Raw genomic sequence first — 23725 nt, 5'->3', positions numbered from 1 at the left:
ATCTCACTGGCCCACCTTACATACGTGCGTAATTGCGTCCTTGATATACTGTGGTATATCACAATTTGTTTCAGGCTTTGAAAGTATTAGTGCTAAAGCCTGACCAAAACGACCTTTCGAAACATTGTTCTGTTCTCGCTCAAACATACCAGAAAACAAGGTACGAGCTTTAGCTGCATCGCCTTCTGCGGCGTTGACCGCAGCCTCCAATGTCACCGCAATCCTAGGGTGCAGTTCACTCAATGCATTCAACATAGCAGTATGATTGCCCGTATACAGCGCCAAATCATATTCAAACGTCTTCAAACCATGAAAAACCTTGACGAACACATCCTCTCTTTTCTTCATCTTCTCCGTGTTCTCTGAGACTTTGATAGAGTCATTGAGTGATGGATATAATGAACAAGGTTCACTGTCGTCATCAGAGTCATCAGTTGGATCAGCATCAGTAATTACTGCTACAGGAATCTTGAGTGCGTTCTCACCAAACAAAGGGAGGAACGAATCAAAATTTAGTCCCTCCATACTTATTAGACTTACACCGTGTTCACGTAAGTTGTAACCAAGCTTAGTAGCAAGCGTATCTATAAGCATCCGCTCTGCAGCACCCTCAACAAATATTACACGGCGTGCAAAAAACAATTCAGCACGGGTTACATCAAGATAACGCTCCAGTTTTTCACGTTTATTTTTTTCAAATTTTACTGTTCGCGGGAAAAATGTTTCTACACCAGTACCCGTATCCACTAAACAAGTAAGACAATCAAGATTTGCGATACTTGCAAAGTTAGGAGAATGACTGGTAACAAAAAGTTGCACTGGTTTGTCTTCGAAAGCAGCTTGAATACTTTCCAAATAACGAAGTAGAATCGACTGTAACTGCGGGTGCAGATGTGCTTCTGGCTCTTCAATGATTAGACCACTATAACTAGCTTCAGGATTTTTTGCCAGTTCGCTCAGTACTACAGCCATAAAAATCAGATTATTGAATCCTAATCCATTTTGTTCAATCTCGAAAGCATCGACCAATAAAGATAATCGTGATGACAAACGATTAAAATCGCTCGCACTCAGTCCGACTTCTAATGTTTGTGCAAGCTGAGTGCCTAGCATTGACTGATGCCTTGTTGATATAGCTTCTTGAGCATTGACAATCGGCGAATGTTTTTTTAGTTCTTCATCAAGTTGTTTAAGTGCAATGTTGACTCCTTCTCGCCCAGACTCATCAGCTAACAGCTGCAATAGTCGGGCAAGTTGACTAGTCCGACTGGGTTTTAAGCTTTGAGAAGCATCGCGAAGTGGTTGCATGTATACACCGCGCAGATTTTCCATCATATCTGATGTAAGTCTGTTCTCTTCATGGTCACCACACCAGCGTTTGACACGTAGGCGCCCACTTTTATCAGCATTGGTATAACTTACTGTGATATGGGCTTCAAGTGTACCGTCGACACTAGGCTTCAAGGCCGCAAGAAAATCAGCTTCGTCATGTGCATCAAGCCCACAAAAAACATATTGAAAAGTGATGTCTCCTAAAGGAGTCCCGTTTTTTGGATAATGAATGTCATCGACACTCAACCTAGGATACGGCTCATCGTGACCAGCAAGTAATGCTCTTAACGCATCAACTACCGCAGTTTTACCTACATTATTAGCTCCAACCAAGACATTTAAACCTGGCTGAAAGCGCAAACTTGCCTTATTCAGCTTACGGAAATTCGAAATCTCCAATTGAGCCAAATACATAGATCCTCCCATTTCTATTTATTAATGTGCTTAATAGCACTGGGTTTAGCTAAGCTTCAACACCTTCCAAATCAAATATTCTGTTGTGAGTTTGAGTCGCAAACAAATGCAGTTTAATCGCAATTAATTTACTCACTCACCTTATGACAGTCTCAAAAACAGTGAAACAGTCTCAATTTCCTCGAATAAGTCTCATTTATCTTGAGGAGTCACACAAACTGTCATTTCCATGATTAAATGGTACTGAAAATACAATTTTTCCTATGCTTAACAACGATATTTGCTACTATAGCAATCAAATATCCGCGTATTAAACTTGTTTCACAACATTATTTGAGACTGGATGCGCAATGCCTGTTAGAAAAATTCCAAAAAATTACCGAAACATCACGGGTATTGCTGCTCACTCGAAGTCAAATGGTACGGCTGCATACGAATCCTCACTTGAGCGCGATTTTCTAAGCCTATTGGAGTTCTCTGATGACGTAACTCAATTTGAAGTTCAGCCCGTCTCAATTGAATGGCTTGACCCTTCAGGCAAAAAGCGTACATACACTCCTGATGTGTTGGTGCATTATAAGCAATCTCATCACTCTACAATCGAGATTTTGTACGAAGTCAAATACCGAAGTGACATCAAAGAAAACTGGCTCGTTCTAAAACCGAAATTCAAAGCGGCAATTGCGTACTGCAAAGCACGCGGCTGGCGTTTCAAGCTCATAACTGAGGCTGAACTTCACACCATTTACATGGATAACGTTCGTTTTTTACTGCCTTATGTGACTCAAGGCATATTGCACGAGCATTATGAAGCGCACATGACCTTAATTGACCAACAAATCAGAACCCTTAAAACAAGCACTCCGAACGACTTGCTTGCAGCGGTTTTTGATGATGAGTGGAGCCGTGCCGAGTTGTTGCCTACTCTTTGGTATTTGATTGGCACATTTCAAATTGGTATCGATTTGAATCAACCACTATCCATGCAATCTAAAATATGGAGTATTCGATGAGCACTCAAACCACGTTGGCCATAAAACTAGGCTCTGAGTTTGTTTTCAATGGTGCACGTTGCGCCGTGACCCGCGTTTTAGATTTGGATATGGTGTTACTGACAGATCTTTTAACTGGCGAAACTCATCAGGCTAACTTGGCAGAATTGCAGCCCGTCACTAAAACCACTAACAACCTTGATTTAAACAGTATCGAAGAATCTACATGGAGCAGCATTCAAGAGCGATTTAACGTCATTAAGCCTTTACTTGACTCTGCTGGGCGAACCCGCGAGCAAGTCGCACTGCGTGCTAAAGCATTTAATCTTCACACCAACACGGTTTATCGTTGGATTAAACAATACGAAGAAAGCGGTGTACTCACTGCCCTATCCAAGCAACCACGCCTTGATAAAGGCCGTGCGCGAGTACACCCTGAAGTTGAAGCCTTAATCCAGACTGCTATTGAAACGGAATACCTGACGGGACAACGCAAGTCAGCGCAAAAGGTTTGCATTGAAGTTAAACGTTTGTGCTTGACTGCATCACTCAAGCCACCACACGACAACACCATTCGCTCACGCATTAAACAACTCGCTCCTCAAATTAAAATAACCAAAAGACAAGGTAAACAAGCGGCTGATGAAGCGTATGCCCCCATCAACAGTTCATTCCCAAATGCAGACTCACCACTGGTCGTTGTTGAAATAGACCATACTAAACTCGACATTATTCTGGTAGATGATATTCACCGCCGCCCGATCGGAAGGCCGTGGATTACTGTGGCGATCGATGTATTTAGCCGAATGATTACAGGCTTTTATGTGTCATTTGACCCGCCCAGTGCCTTATCAACTGGACTGTGCATCGCTCATGCCATCATTGCAAAAGAATCATGGCTGACTAAACACGAGGTAAATGGCACTTGGCCATGCTGGGGATTACCCAAAAAAATCCATTTGGATAACGCCAAAGAGTTTCGCGGCAAAATGTTACAGCGTGCATGCCAACAATACGGCATTGACATCGAATGGCGACCCGTTGCCCGTCCTCATTTTGGAGGGCACATTGAACGAGCGATTGGTACGTTATTGACAGAGATTCACACACTATCAGGCACAACGTTTTCTAATACGATTGAGCGCAAAGGCTACGATTCTGAAGACAAAGCCACATTGACGTTATCAGAGTTTGAAACTTGGCTCACAACCTTCATCACTGATGTGTACCACCAGCGCAAGCACGCATCACTTGGCACTTCACCATTGGCTAAATACAAAGAAGGCATTCTGGGCAATCACGATCGACCTGGTGCGGGCTTGCCACCTAAAATCATCGACGAGACCAAACTGCGGCTTGATTTCATGCCGTTTGAAGAGCGCACCGTACAGCAATATGGGGTCGCTTTGGATGAGATTCACTACTGGCACGATGTACTGCGTCCGTGGATTGGCGCAACAGTACCCAACAATCCGAAGGTTGCACGCAAATTCATCTTTCGTCGCGACCCACGCGACATCAGTGTGATTTGGTTCTATGACCCTGAGCTGAGAACCTATTTCACCATACCGTATCGTGATGGCTCACACCCAGTTTTAAGCATTTGGGAGCTGCGAGAAGCCAAACGTATTTTAAAGGCCGAGGGTAAAAAGCACATTGATGAACGTATGATTTTCTCGGCATATGCTCGCATGCGAACAATTGAGCAAGAAGCTGAAGGAAAAACCAAAGCCGCACGTCGCGCCCAACAACGTCGCTCAACCAATCATGGTACACGCATACAAATCCCCATCAAACCTCTGACAACTGATTTGAACATGAGCAATCCAATTGATGAAATCTCGAACGATATTCAACCGTTTGATGATTTGGACGACTTATCATGAACTATAAACATCTCCGTGAAGCAACCATAAAGTTCTTGGAACTCTCCGATGAAGAGCGCATTGAACGCATCCGTTCCCCACGCTGGATTGGCTATCCTCAAGCGAGACGAATCATCACGAAACTAGAAGATTTGCTGGTTTATCCAAAAAGCCATCGCATGCCCAATCTATTAATTGTCGGTGATACCAACAATGGCAAGACCATGCTGGTTTCTCGTTTTCGTGCCATGCACCCAGCTAAAGACAATCCGAATGGCGGCGCAATCATTGCCCCGACATTAATGGTTCAAGCCCCACCCACTCCCGATGAGGGGCGCTTTTACAATGCAATTCTTGATGTGTTGTTTGCGCCCTATAAGCCGCATGACCGCATCGATAAAAAGCAGTTTCAAGTCATAAACATTCTGCGGCGCATTGGTCTAAGAATGCTCATCATTGACGAAATACATCATGTTTTAGCGGGCAGCATGAATCGCCAAAAAACCTTTCTAAACGTCATCAAGTATTTGGGCAATGAGCTACAAGTCCCCATCGTTGGAATCGGCACTAAAGATGCGTTTCGCGCCTTACAGACCGATGCGCAACTGTCCAATCGGTTTGAGCCTGCCGTATTACCTCGTTGGGCATTTGATAAAGAGTTCTTGAGTTTATTGACCAGTTTTGAGCGCATGTTGCCACTCAGAAATGCATCCAACCTGCACGAAACATCATTGGCAACCCGCCTGTTTTCGATGAGTGAAGGTTATATTGGCGAGCTATCAAGAATACTCACAGAAGCAGCAGTCAAAGCTGTTACATCTGGGGAAGAACGCATCACCATTAAAAATCTTGATGCCATCATGTGGGTATCACCCTCTGACCGTAAACGACAGCTTGACCAGTTGAGTTGACAATGAGCCTTTGGCCAATTCACCCTCAGCCCTATCCCGATGAATTACTGTCATCATGGCTGGTGCGAACCGCGCACGCCAACGGTCTAAAAGTACAGACGTTTTGTCATTTGGAGTTTGACCAACGATACGAGGTATGGAATCGAGACATTGACCGCCTTGCACCCGACTGGTTGTTGCACACCATTCAAGCCAAAACAGGGTTATCTCGTCAAAAGATACTAAATACGACGCTATTGGCATATCAGCGCAAGTTATACGACAAATACCGCACTTCTGGTCAATTACCGTGGATTACCACTTTGCAAATCTACCACCGCAAACGCCGTGGCCACGGATTACAGTTTTGCCCACAATGCTTGGCTAATGATGACGAGCCATATTTCCGCAAATCATGGCGCACAGCACTCCACACCTTCTGCCCAGAACACATGATATTGATGCACGACCGCTGCCCCGCGTGCGGAGAAGGTGTTGCGTTTTACAGGCAAGAATTACGAAAACCGAATGAGTTTCAGTTTAACTCTCTCAATATCTGCTGGCAGTGTCAATTTGACTTATCAAAAGCAGATGTGCAAAAGGTTGATGTATGGGATAAGCAGGTATTTAACGACTGGCATAATGTGTTGCTTAACCTCTCAGACACACCCATTCCAATTGTCCAAGAAATGCGCGACCAACTGAAAATCACGCACCATTTTATGACGGTGCTGTTTTCACCTCGGCTTGCGCCAAAACTTCAAGCGTACCTGTGCGCTCAAACGGGTCAAAATCATCAAGAAATACGAAAAAATGAAAGCCGCACATCATGGGAAAGTCACAGCGTTATAGATAGACATCACATGCTGAGGCTTTGCTGGTGGTTGATGGGTGATTATCCAAATCGTTTGTTAAGTGCATGGCGTGACAAAGCAATACGTTACAACCATATGCTTAAAGACTTTAAAAATCCCCCAGCTCAATACAAAAAAATACTCAAGCAACTAAATCGCAATACAAACAGCACCCTCTACCAACTCCGTAAACTTTAAAAAATCACTATTGCCAAAATTGGATAATTAAATTATGATTACACTGTAATCAATTCATTTCGAGATCTAACTATGAGCACTAGAAAAATTCAAATATCTGAAGCACAAAATCGTTTTAGAGGGAAAAAGAAGGATTGCGGTTTCTTTAGGTTACAAACTTGGTTGTCGATTGAAAACCAAAACAATCTGACAATGCTCGCTGAAAAACTGGATTTGAGTCGGGAAGAAATTGTCAACAAAGCGCTGAGTGCACTTTCGCAGCAGCATGTTTAGAATTTATCCGAATCATAGTGTGAATTTACCTTTTGCTTTACTTCTGATAAAGTTCAGCCATGACTAAAAAGACGATGAATGAAAATGAGATAAGAGAAATTCTTATCTCATTTCTCAGTAAAAAGTATTCAGATGAAGCGGATGTTGCCTTCATCAAAGAGCTATTTATTGAGCAATTTAAACAAAGAGCCGATTTAGTATTGGCCAATGGAAAGCTTGTGACTTATGAAATTAAAAGTGAGCTCGATAGCCTTAACCGACTGCCAGCTCAATTAGAAAGTTATACCAAACATTTTGAAGAAACTATTGTTGTGTGCGCAGAAAAGCATGTTGAGAAAGTGAAAGAAATAATCGGACTTGAGGTTGGACTTTGGGCTGTGAATATAAAAGGTGAATTCAAAGCAATTCAAAAACCAAAAAAAATAAAGATAACGAAGCTTTCTTGGCTCTCGCATTTACCTGTAGATGAGTTGAGAGTGTTACTAAAACAATATTCATTTACCAGGAGCGGTAACCGTGACACTTTGACGCAAACTATAGTTCAAAAGTTATCATGTAATCAAGTTCGTGAATACGTACTTGATTATTTTAAAAGAAGAGAACAAAAAATTAGCCTTCTCAAAACGAGAAGGCTAGAAACAAAATCTCTAAACAATGAATACAAACGTTTGAACATTGATAATAGCAAAACCATCAGTGTTCACTCAATGGAAACAAATACAGGCTCATACACCGTACTACCTAGAAAAACTTCTAATAATCCAAATCCTGTGCCTCTTCATATTCATCTGAATCAGGAACTGGATTTAGCAACCGTTCAGTAAAATCAATTTGTCTTGAAAGATGAATATTGACACGAACACCAATCCATGATGCTGGGGCGGCTCCAACTGTATCGCCGCCATTAGCAGCACTCCTAATCATTTGCTCACCCCAAATATCTGAGGCTTCAATTTCAGGATGTGCTCGAACAATTTTAGCTGCAATTTCCCTATAATCATTCAATGCCTTTGCTCTTGATTTTCGTGATATCTCCCAATCAAGTTCTAATGGGTAGTCAATTCGAGCCGTCCAATTCATAATTACAGCTGGATCATCATAGATTACCGCATGAATTGACGAATGATCTCCATAAGCTGCGATGCTATACCCCCCTAAATCATGGTGTAACTGTCGCTCAAGAATTGATATAACCCCATCTCCCGATACATCATCTAAAAACGGTCCTGTTTGACTTGGGAAACTTGTTGCTAATGTCGAAATTAAAGCAGTTGGCAATTGCGCACGTATCATGTTTATTGTACTAATTGTCGCAGCCAAAGACGCCGCGTAGGACAAACGAATGTAGCCTGAATCAATAAAAACAAGTGCACTCTCTACACGTTCCAAAGCACTCATTGCTGCAATAACCACATCAATGCTTTGGGTAAAATCCGTAATTCTGAAAGCTAATTTACCAAACCTCTTTTCACAATTTCTTGCTTGGAGTACAACGTCTCTTAGTGTTTGAGACTGGTGCATTTGAATAACAGGAATGACATTTGTATACTGTGCCGCAAAATCAAGCCATTTAGTAAAACCATCTGTAGGATCGCGCAATTCCTGAATTAGTGGTGAAAGACTACTTATTTCATGCGTCAAATCCAAGAAAAAAGGTTTATCACTCATTGCTTTTGAGGCTTTTTCAACACCTACCTCCAATGTTTCGGCACGTGGCCAACGACCCAGAGTAATGAGCGGAATTATTTTACATTTTCTTGCATCACTGAGTTCATTCAATCCCTTCATTTCAGCCTGTCTTGCCCGCAAAGCTGGAAAATAATTGTAATCTTCAAAATTAATATATTTCAAACTCATGCTAAACCTCCTGTGTATTTTCTAAAATAGTGGTACTTTTTGATTTTCTCGGAGCTGGTTTTTGCCCCATTACCAACGTTGATAGCGTTTCAGAAATTGCAATAAGCCGTTGGTTTTCGGCTAATAGTTTTTGCTCAACCTCGAATTTTTCAGTGGCTAATCTTCCGATTGTTTCTCCATCATTCCGACTATGATTTATCAACTTAAATAAAATCATCGTGTTAATAGCTGCCACAATCCAACCAGATGCAAACAAAAGCACTGTTGCGAAAGGTGTTCCAGATTGAAATGAAACAACTAAAGACACAACACCCAAAAATATTGAGCCAACGCCATAAATATGATTGGTTAAATCACTTCTCATAAACCTCCTTTAATTAAAATCAGTAATCGTTCTGTTATAGACTGCTTCTGCATAAGCTCGTGGGGTTGACCAAGTATGTTTCATCGAAACTATCTTAAGATCAAGACTATGTTTGATGTTTCGCCAGATCCCATATTCTCTAGCTAAACCTCTTAACAATTGAAGTAATTCATTATCCGAATAGTGGTTAGGGATTTCAATCAAAGCAGAAGTACATTTATCAGCCTTTCTCTGCTCAAACTCAACCAACCAAAAATACCGCTCATCAACCTGTATATCAGCCACTAGAACCGAGCGGTATTTTTTCTTCTTTGAGTCCAAATATGACCATTGGCGGGTTTTGGCTGATGCCAAAGGAATGAAATAACCATCTCTCGACTGACGAATTGATGCCTTGGTGTTTGAGTATTGATTCAGAAGCCTAACTGCTTGCATCATTGTCTCAAAAGATGCTTCTAAAGCTTTTTCTCGTTGGCGGCGTACCTTTTCCTCATCTTCGGCTGTTACAGTGATTTGCACGGGGATTATCGTTGAATCACCTGTAGTGCCTAAACCCGTTCCCAATCCAGTTGCCACAATGCTTTGGCAAGGGATTAACTGAGAGGCTTTGTATTTGCATTGCTCTTTTGTGTCTTTGTGGATTTTTTTATTCTCTAATGCTGCAAAACGATTAGCTTTTAAGGTAATGCTGTCTTTTTTAGCATAGCGATATGCTTCGGTTTCACTTTGTAAGGGTATATCGTTGTCAGGACATGGCTTCGTTACTTTTGTGTTTGGCCAGCACTCAATTTTGTCATCATCAGAAATATCGGTTTCAGGATCTGCCTTCCTACCATCGTTTTTGCGAATTACATGCAAGTCAGAGAATGGAAATGGTGCTGTGCAATGCAGTAGCTCCAAAATCAGCGTTCGATTTTTACCACCTGATTGAATATTGAGGCAGTGTGCCGTCCAGTTTGTACGTCCTTGAAAGGGAAAATTGGTCTCTGGCATTGCCTTTTTGTGAAGGGTGTTGACCGACTGCTTGACCAAGGATCGATGAATTAATTTAAAAGCTTCATCTGCGCAAGGCTCTTGTAGCAATCGCCCAATCGTCCAACCGTCATTATCCTCAAGCCATTGTTTCAGCTCTATGATGAACATGTCTTGTTCTGGATGCATGTGGTGGAACTCACCGACCATTGAATCAAAGTCATTTTCATACATACCAGAAAAAGCAATATTTGATAAATCACTTGAGGACGCATAATAAAAACGAATCACCTCAGACACAGGAATAATAATGCCGTAAGGGTCACCATTGCGCTCGATTGCCAAGCAATTTGCGCTCAATCCGTTTTGAATACCGCCAATGTCAAAGTGAAATTTGCTGATTGCATAATTACCCTCATCTTGATGTCCTGCTTTGATGAGTTTGACTGTTGAGGAGTTAACCAAGACAGAATGTAGATTCGTTTGTCTTTGAACTGCCCTGATGTCATCTAGAAGCTGCCCTTTGTGCCAAAGCGAGCCGATGGTGAGTAGCGGTAGTTGACCTACTCCAACTTGGCGGCATACACGCTCTGTAATCTTCATACCGAAATCAGTTGTGCGCTGTGGATCAACGGGTCGTAGATAAACGTCAATCGTGTTTTCGGTCGGGATGTTTTTTTCGTTGTGTTGAACAGCACCAAGCCAGTCGATTCGCCATAATCGACCATCATCTGGAAATTCTGCAATTTTCACAACCTTCGCCATCAACTACCTCCCAGTAGCATTTATTGATGTTCAGTAGCAATTAATTATGTTGAGTACTATTTATTGTTGGAATTCACACAAACACCCCAGCTTCATGCGCTTGAACATCTGCATGATAGCTAGAACGTACCATCGCGCCGACCGCTGCATGAGTAAAGCCCATTTTGTAGGCTTGTTCTTCAAACATTTTAAATACGTCTGGATGCACATAGCGGCGCACGGGTAAATGGTGACCTGATGGCGCGAGGTATTGACCGATGGTGAGCATGTCTATGTTGTGCGCGCGCATGTCGCGCATGACGTCTAAAATTTCTTCGTCGGTTTCACCTAAGCCAACCATGAGGCCGCTTTTGGTCACGGCGGCGGGGTATAGCTCTTTAAAGTCTTTTAATAATTTGAGGGAGTGCGCATAATCCGCGCCAGGGCGGGCTTCTTTGTATAAACGTGGTACGGTTTCGAGGTTGTGGTTCATGACGTCGGGTAGGCCGTCTTTGAAGATGTCGAGTGCTTTTTCGAGGCGACCACGGAAGTCGGGGACGAGTACTTCAATTTGGGTGTTGGGTGATTGTTCGCGGGTTAGGCTAATGCAGTCGACAAAGTGTTGTGCGCCACCGTCGCGCAAGTCGTCGCGGTCAACGCTGGTGATGACGACGTATTTGAGTTTTAGTGCGGCAATGGTGCGCGCGAGGTTGGCGGGTTCTTGGGTGTCGAGTGGGTCGGGACGACCATGACCGACGTCACAAAATGGGCAGCGGCGGGTGCATTTGTCGCCCATAATCATGAAAGTGGCTGTGCCTTTACCGAAGCATTCGCCAATATTTGGGCAACTGGCTTCTTCGCACACGGTCACCAGTTCGTTGGTTCGTAAGATTTTTTTGATTTCATTGAAGCGGCTGTTGCCTGATGCGGCTTTGACGCGAATCCATTCGGGTTTTTTGAGGGTTTCGGTTTGTACGACTTTGACGGGTATGCGTGAGACTTTGTCAAAAGCCTTTTGTTTTTTGCTGGCGTCGTAGCTTGTTTCTGTGGTTGGGTGGGTGGTTTGGTCGCTCATGTGTGTACTCCGAATAGATGTCTTGTTAAGCCAAGCTGTCTGTGGCTTGCCACTGCGCAATTAAATGGGTCGCCAGTTTGTCCGCGACGTCTTGCCACGTTGCGACAACTCCGCAGGTGTACATGTCAACAGTTTCTAGCCCTGCGTAACCGCATGGGTTGATTTGCAAAAATGGGGATAAGTCCATATCAACATTGAAGCTGAGGCCATGATAAGTGCAGCTGCGCGAGACTTTTAAGCCTAAAGCGGCGATTTTAGCACCTTCGTGAATACCCTGCCCAACATATATCCCAGGTGCGCCGTCTTTGCGCACGCCGTCGATGCCGTAGTGTTGCAGTGTTAGGATGATTGCGCCTTCGATGCGGCGAACCCATTCGCGTATCATCATGCCTCGTCGCTTAAGGTCTAACATCATGTACAGCACCACTTGGCCGGGGCCATGATAAGTGATTTGTCCACCGCGTTCGGTTTTGATGACAGGTATCTGGGTTGATTCAAGCAGGTGCTCCATCAGACCAGCCTGCCCCAGCGTGAATACAGGCGGATGCTCAACGAGCCATATTTCGTCAGGGGTTTGACTATCGCGCGTGGCGGTAAACTGCTTCATCGCCGCTTCAGTTGGCAAGTAATCGACCCGACCGAGGTGCTTGATAATTGGTGTTTTTAAATCGCTCATGCGCGTCATTACAGGGCAACACTGACCAATGGATGCGAGGTCAGGGCACGATACAAATCGTCCAGTTGAGCTTGACTGGTGGCGTTAATGGTGCAGGTTAAGCCTAAATATTTACCGCTCGATGAGGGTCGCATTTCCATCGTGCCAATGTCAAAATCAGGGGCGAATTGTTGAACCAATGTGCCGATGGTTTGTGCAAAATCATCGACGCGCTTGCCCATGATTTTTAGGGGAAATTCGCAGGGAAATTCTAATAAATTTAAGCGCTCTGGCGTATCGCTGTTTTTAGTATCGGTGCTTTTGTTGTCGGTAGTCATATGTTTACTTTCTAGTCCTTCTTAATATCTTTCAAATCGTTTTAATCTTTTTTGCGCGCGCGTGGGTGCGCCGCATCATACACTTTAGCCAAATGTTGAAAATCTAAACCTGTGTACACCTGCGTGGCCGCTAAGCTGCTGTGACCGAGCATTTCTTGCACGGCGCGTAGGTCGCCCGATGATTGAAGCACATGTGTTGCAAATGAGTGGCGCAGCATGTGTGGGTGAACATGCACGGGCAAGCCCAGAGCTTGCGCATATTTTGCTAATCGCAGTTGGACGGAGCGAATAGTCAAGCGCGTGCCATTTTTACCAAGAAAAACCGCAGGATTGTGCGCCGCTTGGGGCAAAGCACTGCGCAGGGGCAACCATATTTTCAATGCCGCTATCGCGGCTTCACCAACAGGCACAATCCGCGGTTTATGCCCTTTACCGAGCACATGTACATCGCATTCGACCATGTCAAGATACCCGCTGCCTTGGTTGTCTGCACCCGTTGGCGGTACGATGTCCAAGCCGACCAATTCAGAAACACGTAAGCCACTTGAATAAAGCAACTCAATCATCGCATGGTCGCGCTGATGCAACACATCTTGCTCAACACCACCCGCCGCTAAATGCACCGCATCATCGACCGACAGGGCTTTGGGTAAGCCTTTAGCTGCTTTGGGCGCACGTACACCTTGGACAGGGTTGTTTGTCGCATGACCTTGACGAATCAACCAAGTGAACCACGAGCGCCAACTCGATAAATAACGAGCGAGACTTTTAGCACCGCGCCCCTTGGCGTGTAGTTGCATCACCAGTTGTCGCACTTGAAAAGCCGCCAGCTGTTCTGGCTGCACATTTAAAGCCGCACAACTGTGCACAAGTAAGATTAAGTCGGCTGCGTAGCTCTCGCTGGTGGCAACCGATAAACGTTTGTGCAAAACAACCCATTCCAAATACGCCTGCATGAGCGGCGTTAACTCTGGCGAAGTGGCTGGGGTTGTTTCTGCGTTCATTATTTTAAATTCAGGTGCACAGGCGAACGTACACGAGATAATGCCGCGCCAGCCATTTCACCAATGCTGTTCAAAAATTGCGTCGCCATATCGGGAGTGAAGCGATTGACATCCTCCGCCCCCATCAACAAAACACCCACACACACGTGCTCAGTATCACGTTTACCCCATAGCGGCACCATCGCTAATGATGCAATGGCACCACTTGGGGTTTGTTTTGCCAGTTGCGCTTCGATTTCAAAACCTTTGCACGGCCCACAATACGGCGCACGCAAGCTATTGGCAAAAATAACAATATTGTCAGACCATTCGCCACCCGCTGGATAAAACAAGGTGTTGGCATCATCGCTCCACACCAAAATCCGTATCGCATCCAGCGCAAAATTGCGACGCAAATCGCTTTCAATTTGAGCGGGTAAAGCGGACGCATCGGCTTGCTCAAGCCAGCGAATCACCAAGGCGAGTAATTTGTCATAACTGCGTTGATTGGTGGTTGCCTGCGCGAGCAGTTTCTCAAGGCGCATTTTGTGTTGGTCGGCTTTTTCACGCAACACATTGGTTTGCCAGTGTGCCATTGAAATGACGTTTCCGCCCGTCGCGTTGACGAGCTGAACTTTTGCCAATACTTCGGCATGTTCGCGAAAAAAATTGGGATGACTTTCTAAATAAGCCAGCACTTCCGAATCATTAATCGCCTGCGTGTCACTCAAGGCTTCATGGGCTTCGGACTGAATGGCGTCATTTTCGTCTGCAAAATTAAATTCTTCGTTCGACATATTCACCCTTGGTTTAAATACTCACTTGTCCATCAAACACAGTCACCGCAGGCCCTGTCATATAGACCGCTTGACCTGCACCCGCCCAAGCAATATTCAACTCACCACCCCGTACACTCACGCGCACAGGTGAAACCAACTCACCACGGCGAATGCCCGCCACCACCGCCGCGCACGCGCCCGTGCCACACGCCAATGTTTCACCCGCGCCACGTTCAAATACGCGTAATTTGATATGCTGTTGATTCAGCACTTGCATAAAACCGACATTGACTTTACGTGGGAACATCGAATGAGTTTCCAGCTCGGCGCCCTCCGTCTGTACGGGCGCGGCATCAACATCATTGACTATTTGCACCGCATGAGGATTACCCATCGAGACCAAAGACAACCAGCGAACGTGACCATCACTGAGCTTAACCTCGTACAAGGTGTCGCTGCCCTGCTCACGTTGCGCACAGCCGTCTACAACCGCAGGCAAAGTGCTCGCATCCAAGCTGGGCGCACCCATATTCACTGTCACAGTGTCATCATCATTCAGCGTCAACACCATCACACCCGTTGCAATTTGTACGGTAATTTCGCGTTTATCTGTCAAAGCTTTATCGCTCACGTATTTAACAAAGCAGCGCGCGCCGTTGCCGCAGTTTTCAACCAACGAGCCGTCTTGATTGTAAATCGTGTACTTGAAATCAACGCCGTCGATAGTGGGACGCTCAACCAATAAGATTTGATCCGCGCCGATGCCAAAATGTCGGTCAGCAAGCGCACGCCAATTGTCTGCAGTTAAGCCAGACAAGTCTTGCGCCATCGCATTGAGCACAATGAAGTCATTACCCGCACCGTGCATTTTTGTAAAATTTAAATTCATAAGCTGATTTATTTTTTAATGCTGTTAGTCGTATTAGTCGTATTAGTCGTATTCGTGGTGTAAAAATCTGCCTCGCCCGCAGGACGAGTTTTAAATCGCTTGTGAAACCACAAGTATTGCGCAGGCTCTTCCAAAATGCGCTCTTCGATAAATGCATTCATATCGCGTACGGCTTGCGCTTCGTCGTCACCAGGATAACCATCCCACGCGGGGTAAAACTGTATTTTATAACGCGTCTCTCCGCGTGCCAAAGCCTCAGCGTCAATCCGTGAAATACACGGAACAATCAAAGCATCGGTCAGTTTCGCCAACTTCGGTAACGCCGTTAAAGTTGCAGCGGTCTGTCCAAAAAAAGTCGAAAAAATGGCGTCGTTAATCCCAAAATCCATATCGGGTAAATAATACAGCGGGATATTTTTGCGCAACAACTTCACCAAACCACGTATGCCATCATGGCGGGAAAACAAATGACCTTGCCCAGAACGCATGCGACCTTCAAGCATCAGCGCATCAAATACAGGGTTACGCTGCTTTTGATACATGGTCGCCATTTCAAGATCCATGTTCATGCGTAAGCCCGCAACATCCAAACCCGTAAAATGCGGCGCAAGCACGATAATCGGGCGATTTTTCGCACGCGCCTCTTGCCAATAATGCTCGTCGATAAACACCGTATTATCATAAATCGCCTGTTTATCACCAAACCAAAACAAGCTGCGATCCAATAAAGAGTGGGTAAAATATTTTAAATGCGTGCGAACCGTGTTTTCAACTTGCTCATCGGTCCAATTCGGAAAGCATTTGTGCAAATTCACTCGCGCCACATGCGCCCGTCTTTTAATAAAAGGATAAGCGGCTCTCGCCAATCCTTTAGCCAAATTATGGCGTGTCCATTGAGGCCAACGCCCCATGCTGCGCAACAATGCTGCGCCCATTTCAGACACCATTCGTCTCTCCTGCTGTATCCACGCCTGTTGGCGTTGGTAAACGTTTATAGCGATTATACGCCCACAAATATTGTTCGGGCGTTTGCCGAATCACCTCTTCCATCAAGGCGTTGATGCGACTGGCATCCTCTTGCGCATCACCCGACACCGTAAATTCAACCACTTTAAATTCAATTTCAAAACGATGCGCCGCCTCCACACGCCGTGCAAACATCGTCACCAAAGCCGCATTGGTTTGGCGCACTAACTTCGCAGGCAAGGTCATGCTCAAAGCAGGTTGTCCAAACACAGGAACCACAACGCCATCGGCGGACTCATTCGGCACTTGGTCGGGCAATAAGCCAACCAACTCTTTGTTTTTCAAAGCGCGCAACATAACCCGTATGCCTTTGACATCTGCGCTTGCCATGTTGACGTTAAATTTTTGTCGACCGCTTAACATCATCTGACCGAGCACAGCGTATTTGGGGGGGCGATACATGGCTGTGAAGGGTTCACGTTGCCCAATCCACAAGCTCAACAATTCAAACGCCCCGACATGCGGCGTGAGCATTAATACGCCACGCCCTTGTGCCTTGGCTTGCATGACCGCATCCCAGCCCTTGACCTGAACCAATGGCAACAATGCATCTACGCGCGGTGTCCAGATGTGTGCCAGTTCAATCACCCCCCGCCCCATGTGTGCGGCGGCGGATTGCCAAAATTCCTCACCCTCATACCCCGCGTAAGTGGCGTTGGTCTGCAAACGCGTGCGATAACGCTTATCAAAACGATAAACCCATCGCCCAAGTACAGCACCCAAACAGTGCAACCATGTCAAAGGAAAAAAGGATAAAAACCGTAAAAATGCTTTAGCCAAAATTTACTTTCAATGAAAGGTTGGATAACAGTCACAACGAAGTAGCCAATGACGACAATCTTCTATCAAAGTGCTATAATACCAGCGTTTTACATCCTTTTTGCTGGTTTAACGACAACTTACGGGGCAAAAAGGAGATTTAAGCAGACATTTAACTTTAATGACTGCACCGTTAAAGCGTCGCTGCTCAGGGGCATGGTGCACGGGGCGCGCGCTATTGATAATCCCCTTTATAAGGAGTTTTTTATGAGCAGCAACAACAGCTATTTCTTTACTTCAGAATCTGTCTCTGAAGGTCATCCCGACAAAGTCGCCGATCAGGTCTCTGATGCCATTTTGGATGCCATTCTCGAACAAGACCCAACGGCTCGCGTCGCGGCTGAAACTTTGTGCAACACAGGCTTGGTTGTACTCGCAGGTGAAATCACCACATCAGCCGTGATTGACTACATCGACATCGCGCGCGACACCATCAAACACATTGGCTACGACGACACCGATTATGGCATCGACTATAAAGGTTGTGCGGTTTTGGTCGCTTACGACAAGCAATCACCCGACATCGCCATGGGCGTGAACGCAGCGCACGACGACAACCTCGACCAAGGCGCGGGCGACCAAGGCTTAATGTTTGGCTATGCGTGTAACGAAACCCCAGAATTGATGCCTTTGCCGATTCACTTGGCGCATCGCTTAGTGGAACGTCAAGCCGACTTGCGCCGTGATGGTCGCTTGCCTTGGTTGCGCCCAGATGCGAAGTCACAAGTCACCATTCGCTATGAAAACGGCGTACCCAGCGCAGTGGACACCATCGTGTTATCCACACAACATCATGCCGACGTGTCGCTTGAGACTGTACGCGAAGGGGTCATTGAAGAAATTATCAAACCCATCATCCCAGCGCATTTAATCAAAGGCGACATTAAATTCCTCGTGAATCCAACAGGTCGTTTTGTCATTGGCGGGCCGCAAGGGGACTGTGGTTTGACGGGACGTAAAATCATCGTTGACACTTACGGCGGGGCTGCGCCACACGGCGGCGGCGCGTTTTCAGGTAAAGACCCTTCTAAAGTAGATCGTTCAGCAGCTTACGCAGGTCGTTACGTGGCGAAAAACATTGTCGCGGCGGGTTTAGCCGACCGTTGTTTGATTCAAATTTCGTACGCGATTGGTGTGGCACGTCCAACGTCAATCATGGTCAGCACTTTCGGCACAGGTCGCATCAGCGATGAAAAAATCACCGCCTTGGTCGCTGAACACTTTGACTTGCGCCCCAAAGGCATTGTCAAAATGTTGAATTTATTGCGCCCAATTTACGCCAAAACCGCCGCTTACGGGCACTTTGGTCGTGAAGAACCTGAATTCACTTGGGAAGCGACAGACAAAGCCGCTATCTTGCGCGCTGCTGCAGGCTTGTGATTCAACAACCGTAAGTCTTCAATCGAAAAAGAGCCAAACATTCGTTTGGCTCTTTTTATTGATTCATCATTTTAGTCGCACGATGTTTTGTCTGGCTTTAAGGTGCTAAAATCCCCGCTTCACCTACAACCGCTCTCGGGAATGTTATGCAGTCACTTTGGATGCTCGCCGCATCTTTATTTTTTGCCTTCATGGGCATGTTCATCAAACTCGCATCAAGCCAACACAACCTTGGCGAAATTGTGCTGTTTCGTGGCATTCCGAGCATTATTTTTATTGTGCTATATGCCGTATATCACCGCTTACCGCTCCTAGGCAACAACCTTAAAACCCATGCCCGCCGCAATTTAAGCGGCATCACCTCGATGTGGCTTGGTTTTTATAGCACCACCCATCTGCCGCTGGGTACAGCCAGCACACTCATTTACACCTCGCCCCTGTTTATTGCCGCTATTTTGCTGTATCAAGGCTACTTCCTTGGCATTTTGCGGTTACAGTGGCTTCGATTTGGCGCGTTGGTACTGGGTTTTATTGGCGTATTGTTTATTTTTAATCCACTTACTGAAAACGGCTTAAATCAACTGGCATTGCTCGCGGGTCTGCTCGGCGGCATGATGGCGGCGGTGGCGTACATGACCGTCCGCAGTCTAGGTCAACTTGGCGAACCCGAATGGCGCACCGTCATGCTGTTTTCAGCCAGCGTTGTGTTTTCAGGTGGCATCAGCTTATTATTTTTTGGTATGTCTACTTTCAATTTACAATCATCGTTGTACTTACTCGGGGTAGGACTATTCGGCCTAGGCGGACAACTGTGCATGACTCGCTCATTCAGCCGCGGCTCAACCTCGCTGACCGCCACTTTGCAATACTCAGGCATTATTTTTTCAGCAACTTTAGGTTATTGGATGTGGGGCGAAACCATTGATGCGATGGGATTTTTTGGTATCCTGTTAGTCAGCCTATCGGGTCTAGCCGCCACATTGTATACACGTCAAAAAGGATAAAAATGTACACCACCTTAATCACCCCACGCGAACTAAACGTTTTAATCAACTCAAACGCGCCTCTGCTGATTTTAGACACGCGTCATGACTTGATGAACACCGACGCTGGCACACAAGCCTATGCACAGGCGCACATTCCAAACGCCTTTTTCATGCACATGGACACCGACCTATCAGGTGAAAAAACAGGGCGCAATGGTCGCCACCCCCTGCCCGATTTAAACCTCTTTGCCGAAAAACTGCGCCACATCGGATTGAGCCACAGCACCCAAGTGGTGGTATACGATGAACACAACGGCATGATGGCAGCGCGAGCATGGTGGCTGGTGCGCCATCTCGGTCACGCCAACGTCGCCGTACTCAATGGCGGCCTAAACGCATGGCGCTCCGCAGAACTGCCCGTCACAGACGCCCTGCCCTCGCCCCACATCGGCGACTTCACGGCGCAAGCATCGCTCAACCGAACCGTGAGCGCGGACGACTTAATGGCGCATTTAAACGATGGGGTATACCAAATCATTGACGCACGCGCACCCGAACGCTTTTCAGGCGCAGTCGAACCCATCGACCCCGTCGGCGGCCACATCCCACACGCCCGCAACCATTGTTTCGTAAGCAACTTAAACGCAGATTTAACCTTTAAAGACGCCGACACCTTACGCACCGAATGGCTGGCGACCTTGGCGGATACGCCGATTGAACAAGTGGTCAACCAATGCGGCTCAGGCGTCACCGCATGTCACAATATGTTGGCGCAACACATCGCAGGGCTGGAAGGCGCGGCATTGTATGCTGGGTCTTGGAGTGAGTGGTGTAGTGATGAAAAGCGGCCTGTTGAAAAATCTGAGGGATAATATTTTGTAAAATTCAAAAAAAGTATGAAATAGTATAAGCTTATGAACTTGCCTTTTTAAAAAGCTTCGATAAGTTGCTAATGGTAAGCATTGGATTTGAGCGATGAAGAACACGATGGCAATTTGAACAGACTATTGCTAAGTCCGTTAATTTCGTTTTAACTATGCCATCTGCTTTAGATAAAGGCAAGAGATGATGAACCTCGCAAAAGCCATCCCCAATATCTCCATAAGCGTCTTTAAAGTCAAAACCGCACACCTCGCAACATAGTTTTCCCGTTGCGCGCATTGTTGCATCTTTCTTCTTTTTGACAAGAGCTGCACTTCGCTCACGTCGAAGATGAGTCAACAATCGTGGATTGCCTTCAAGAATAGACTGAATTTCATCAACGTCTGGAATTCTAGGAAACGAACCCTGCTCAATAAAAGCAACAACATTTTCTACTAGCTCTTTGCTTTCTTCCGCATCAGCAAACCAGACATTACTTTTCCCAATTCCTCCTTTTACACCCCGAGGAATTATTAACTCTCTTCGCTTTATTGGAAGCAAAACAGCTTTGCTTGCTAAGGCTCTAATTCGGTAGGAATTAACACCATTTTTCTTTTGAAGTTCACTTGGTTCATGAATCGTTTGCACATTGCGATAGACAGTTGCATTTTTGTACCAACCAATAACTACCGTTCCACCACTTTCAGCTCTTGCTGTCCAAACAACTGTTACACCACTGACGAAATTATCTTCTTTACTAGCCCCAAGCCTTTCAATTTTGATTTGACCTCTTGGCTGCACATGTCCATATAAAACTCCTTTATTATCACTGAAGTTGCATACCTCTAGACCAGTAGAATGTTTATTATATGCCCCTCCCCACTCTATGGAACCATCATCATTAATACCTTTGTAATTTTTCATCCATCCAACGTTACAAAACAATAGTGTCATACCCCCCCCCCAAAAAAAATTTAACGTTTTTATAAATAAAAGCAGATAAATAAATTATTCCGATTTCGAAGCATATCCAATCAAAATCAACAGTTAAACCATCATAAAATATAAATTAGTCAATATATTTAAAAAAATACAACTCTAATTTCAATGGCGCATTGCTCATTAAGCGAGAGAAGTAAACAGACTGACCTATTAAGCTTATCTCACTTCCGCGCCTCCAACGCCTCCCAGCGCTCCAAGCATTGCAACAATTCCTCATCAATTTCGCCAAGCCGCTCAGTCAAAGCGACGCCGCGTTTGGGTTCATTGACGAAAATTTGACCGTCGAGCAGCAGGGCGTTGATGCCGTTTTGTTCATTTTCTAAGTTGGCGATTTTAATCGGTAACTCTTCCAATTCGCGTTGTTCTTTGAAGCTTAACTTGGCTTTGCTGCTTTTAGCGGGGTCTGGTGCTTTAACGGGTTCAACAGTTTTTTTCGGGCCATTTTTTATCATTGCGGCGTCGACTTCGGCGTGACCGACGGGGACTTTGAGGCCGCTTTGTCGTTGCCAGTCGTAAAAACCGCCGATGTATTCGCGCCATTCGCCCGCTCGCGGTTCGGCGGCGATGACGCTGGTGACGACGTTGTCTAAAAACTGTCGGTCGTGCGAGACTAAAAATACCGTGCCTGCGTAGTCTTGTAGCAGTTCTTCGAGCAGCTCTAGGGTGTCGATGTCTAGGTCGTTGGTCGGTTCGTCGAGTACCAAGACGTTGGCGGGGTTGGCGAACAGGCGAGCGAGCAGTAAGCGGTTGCGTTCGCCACCAGATAGGGATTTGACGGGGGAGTTGGCGCGTTGTGGGGCGAACAGGAAGTCGCTCAGGTAACCGATGACGTGTTTGCGTGCGCCGTTGATTTCGACCCATTCGCTGCCAGGGCTGATGGTTTCTGCCAAGCTTTTTTCGGGGTCAAGTGCGCCTCGCATTTGGTCAAAATAGGCGATGGAAATATTTGTACCTGTTTTTAGGTGTCCAGAATCGGGCGCAAGTTCGCCTAAAATGAGTTTGAGCAATGTGGTTTTGCCCATGCCGTTGCCTGCTAAAAAGCCGACTTTGTCTCCGCGCATGATGGTGGCGGTGAAGTCTTTGACGATGGTTTTGTCACCGAAAGATTTGTTGACGAGTTCCAGTTCTGCCACGACCTTGCCTGAGCGTTCACCTTGGGCGACGTCTAACTTGACTTGCCCGAGTTGGTCTCGGCGGCTGGCGTGTTGTTGACGCATTTCCATGAGGCGATTGATACGGGCAACGCCTTTTGTGCGCCGCGCTTCAACGCCTTTGCGAATCCAGATTTCTTCTTGCGCGAGGACTTTGTCGAATTTTGCATTTTCAACGGCTTCATCGGCCAGTTGTTGGGCTTTTAGGGTTTGGTAGGCTGAAAAATTCCCAGGGTAGCTGCGCAGCAGACCGCGGTCTAATTCGACGATGCGCGTGGCGATGTTGTCCAAAAACGCTCGGTCATGGGTAATCAATAGCACCGCGCCTTTGAAGTTGCGCAACAGTTCTTCGAGCCAAGCAATCGCGGTCATGTCGAGGTGGTTGGTCGGTTCATCGAGCAATAAAATATCGGGCGCTTGTACCAAGGCGCGTGCGAGCGCAACTCTTTTTTGCAAGCCGCCTGACAATTTGCCACACAGGGCGTGTTCGTCCAAGCCCAATTGATCCAAGGTGGTTTGCACTCGCGTGTGCAAAGACCACATGTCGTTGTGCTCCAATTCGGTTTGCACTTCTTGCAGGCGTTCTAGCAGTTCCATTTGCTTGTCGTCACTGGCATGCGCTAACTCATCGGTGAGTTGTTCATATTCAATGAGTTTTTGCGCGCCTTCGCCCACACCTTCGGCTACCGCTTGAAACACGGTCATGCTCGGTTCAAATATCGGTTCTTGTTCGACATACGCACAACGTAAACCTTGTTGACGGCTGATTTTGCCATCGTCTAAGGATTGCGTGCCTGCAATAATTTTTAATAACGATGATTTGCCCGTGCCGTTGCGACCAATTAAACCAACGCGCTCGCCCTCTTCTAAAGAAAACTCGGTATGGTCGAGCAGGGCAACGTGACCATAAGCCAGCTGTGCATCAGTGAGGGTAAAGAGTGCCATAATAAACTTATTAAAATTGTGAGAACGCTGCTTAAAATCGCTGCATAAAGGCGGCAACCGCAGTTGAAACGGCATTTTACC

At 46.0% G+C, this 23725-nt stretch carries 23 protein-coding genes; 9 read left to right on the top strand and 14 right to left on the bottom strand.

Translation table 11 applies throughout. From position 1 onward, the window contains the following. Positions 1-3: 3 nt before the first annotated feature. Entirely contained in the window at positions 4-1746 is a 1743-nt protein-coding gene (locus DFR44_RS03450) for an ATP-dependent nuclease (RefSeq protein WP_133619319.1), read from the bottom strand. Positions 1747-2096: 350 nt separating this feature from the next. Here DFR44_RS03450 and DFR44_RS03445 point away from each other — a divergent pair, with 350 nt between their 5' ends. The 6 genes from DFR44_RS03445 (at position 2097) to DFR44_RS03420 (ending at position 7642) form a co-directional block, all read left to right on the top strand. After that, positions 2097-2759 (top strand): TnsA endonuclease N-terminal domain-containing protein, encoded by a 663-nt coding sequence (locus DFR44_RS03445; protein WP_133619318.1) that lies wholly within the window; start codon positions 2097-2099, stop codon positions 2757-2759. Further along, complete coding sequence (locus DFR44_RS03440) at positions 2756-4624, top strand: Mu transposase C-terminal domain-containing protein (protein ID WP_211336889.1); 1869 nt, start codon at positions 2756-2758, stop codon at positions 4622-4624. The genes DFR44_RS03445 and DFR44_RS03440 overlap by 4 nt, the downstream gene beginning before the upstream one ends. After that, a complete protein-coding gene (locus tag DFR44_RS03435) occupies positions 4621-5514 on the top strand; it encodes a TniB family NTP-binding protein (protein WP_133619316.1) in 894 nt (297 codons plus the stop codon). Before DFR44_RS03440 ends, DFR44_RS03435 begins: the two co-directional genes overlap by 4 nt. Positions 5515-5516: 2 nt before the next feature. Continuing rightward, on the top strand, positions 5517-6545 hold the full coding sequence (locus DFR44_RS03430) for a TniQ family protein (RefSeq protein ID WP_133619315.1): 1029 nt from the start codon (positions 5517-5519) through the stop codon (positions 6543-6545). Positions 6546-6617: 72 nt separating this feature from the next. Continuing rightward, a complete protein-coding gene (locus tag DFR44_RS03425; RefSeq protein ID WP_133619314.1) occupies positions 6618-6818 on the top strand; it encodes a hypothetical protein in 201 nt (66 codons plus the stop codon). A gap of 59 nt (positions 6819-6877) precedes the next feature. Then, positions 6878-7642 carry a sce7726 family protein gene (locus DFR44_RS03420; RefSeq protein WP_133619313.1) on the top strand — a complete coding sequence of 255 codons (765 nt, stop codon included), beginning with the start codon at positions 6878-6880 and terminating at the stop codon, positions 7640-7642. Here DFR44_RS03420 and DFR44_RS03415 read toward each other — a convergent pair. The 11 genes from DFR44_RS03415 to DFR44_RS03365 all read right to left on the bottom strand — a co-directional run bounded on the left by DFR44_RS03415 (position 7572) and on the right by DFR44_RS03365 (position 17280). After that, on the bottom strand, positions 7572-8675 hold the full coding sequence (locus tag DFR44_RS03415; protein WP_133619312.1) for a beta family protein: 1104 nt from the start codon (positions 8673-8675) through the stop codon (positions 7572-7574). The two genes, DFR44_RS03420 and DFR44_RS03415, sit on opposite strands and share 71 nt — an antisense overlap. Position 8676: 1 nt before the next feature. Further along, entirely contained in the window at positions 8677-9039 is a 363-nt protein-coding gene (locus DFR44_RS03410; protein ID WP_133619311.1) for a hypothetical protein, read from the bottom strand. Positions 9040-9048: 9 nt separating this feature from the next. Continuing rightward, the gene (locus DFR44_RS03405) at positions 9049-10776 is read right to left on the bottom strand and encodes a hypothetical protein (RefSeq protein ID WP_133619310.1); all 1728 of its coding nucleotides are present in this window, start codon (positions 10774-10776) and stop codon (positions 9049-9051) included. Between the two features lie 73 nt (positions 10777-10849). Then, positions 10850-11830: a lipoyl synthase gene (gene lipA, locus DFR44_RS03400; RefSeq protein WP_133619309.1), complete on the bottom strand. Its 981-nt coding sequence runs from the start codon at positions 11828-11830 to the stop codon at positions 10850-10852. Between the two features lie 25 nt (positions 11831-11855). Next, positions 11856-12506 carry a lipoyl(octanoyl) transferase LipB gene (lipB, locus tag DFR44_RS03395; RefSeq protein WP_246012036.1) on the bottom strand — a complete coding sequence of 217 codons (651 nt, stop codon included), beginning with the start codon at positions 12504-12506 and terminating at the stop codon, positions 11856-11858. Between the two features lie 8 nt (positions 12507-12514). Then, the gene (locus tag DFR44_RS03390) at positions 12515-12823 is read right to left on the bottom strand and encodes a DUF493 family protein (RefSeq protein WP_133619307.1); all 309 of its coding nucleotides are present in this window, start codon (positions 12821-12823) and stop codon (positions 12515-12517) included. Positions 12824-12864: 41 nt separating this feature from the next. Beyond that, complete coding sequence (locus DFR44_RS03385) at positions 12865-13827, bottom strand: tyrosine recombinase XerC (protein WP_133619306.1); 963 nt, start codon at positions 13825-13827, stop codon at positions 12865-12867. Beyond that, the gene (locus tag DFR44_RS03380) at positions 13827-14603 is read right to left on the bottom strand and encodes a DUF484 family protein (protein WP_133619305.1); all 777 of its coding nucleotides are present in this window, start codon (positions 14601-14603) and stop codon (positions 13827-13829) included. Before DFR44_RS03380 ends, DFR44_RS03385 begins: the two co-directional genes overlap by 1 nt. 13 nt (positions 14604-14616) lie before the next feature. Next, on the bottom strand, positions 14617-15474 hold the full coding sequence (dapF, locus tag DFR44_RS03375; protein ID WP_133619304.1) for a diaminopimelate epimerase: 858 nt from the start codon (positions 15472-15474) through the stop codon (positions 14617-14619). Positions 15475-15482: 8 nt separating this feature from the next. Continuing rightward, entirely contained in the window at positions 15483-16421 is a 939-nt protein-coding gene (locus DFR44_RS03370) for a lysophospholipid acyltransferase family protein (RefSeq protein ID WP_133619303.1), read from the bottom strand. Next, positions 16411-17280 (bottom strand): lysophospholipid acyltransferase family protein, encoded by an 870-nt coding sequence (locus tag DFR44_RS03365; protein WP_162845140.1) that lies wholly within the window; start codon positions 17278-17280, stop codon positions 16411-16413. The genes DFR44_RS03370 and DFR44_RS03365 overlap by 11 nt, the downstream gene beginning before the upstream one ends. Before the next feature lie 246 nt (positions 17281-17526). Here DFR44_RS03365 and metK point away from each other — a divergent pair, with 246 nt between their 5' ends. The 3 genes from metK (at position 17527) to DFR44_RS03350 (ending at position 20557) form a co-directional block, all read left to right on the top strand. Continuing rightward, a complete protein-coding gene (gene metK, locus DFR44_RS03360) occupies positions 17527-18699 on the top strand; it encodes a methionine adenosyltransferase (RefSeq protein ID WP_133619301.1) in 1173 nt (390 codons plus the stop codon). A gap of 146 nt (positions 18700-18845) precedes the next feature. Further along, complete coding sequence (locus tag DFR44_RS03355; protein ID WP_133619300.1) at positions 18846-19703, top strand: DMT family transporter; 858 nt, start codon at positions 18846-18848, stop codon at positions 19701-19703. Between the two features lie 2 nt (positions 19704-19705). Then, the gene (locus DFR44_RS03350) at positions 19706-20557 is read left to right on the top strand and encodes a sulfurtransferase (RefSeq protein ID WP_133619299.1); all 852 of its coding nucleotides are present in this window, start codon (positions 19706-19708) and stop codon (positions 20555-20557) included. Positions 20558-20597: 40 nt separating this feature from the next. Here the strand turns inward: DFR44_RS03350 and DFR44_RS03345 are convergent, their stop codons facing one another. Both DFR44_RS03345 and DFR44_RS03340 read right to left on the bottom strand, forming a co-directional pair. Beyond that, a complete protein-coding gene (locus tag DFR44_RS03345; protein ID WP_162845139.1) occupies positions 20598-21500 on the bottom strand; it encodes an HNH endonuclease in 903 nt (300 codons plus the stop codon). A 209-nt stretch (positions 21501-21709) separates the two neighbouring features. Then, entirely contained in the window at positions 21710-23644 is a 1935-nt protein-coding gene (locus DFR44_RS03340) for an ATP-binding cassette domain-containing protein (protein WP_133619298.1), read from the bottom strand. Between the last annotated feature and the right edge of the window lie 81 nt (positions 23645-23725).

The sequence above is a fragment of the Hydromonas duriensis genome (assembly GCF_004363775.1).
Taxonomy (GTDB): domain Bacteria; phylum Pseudomonadota; class Gammaproteobacteria; order Burkholderiales; family Burkholderiaceae; genus Hydromonas; species Hydromonas duriensis.
This window is presented reverse-complemented; position numbering and strand designations above follow the sequence as displayed.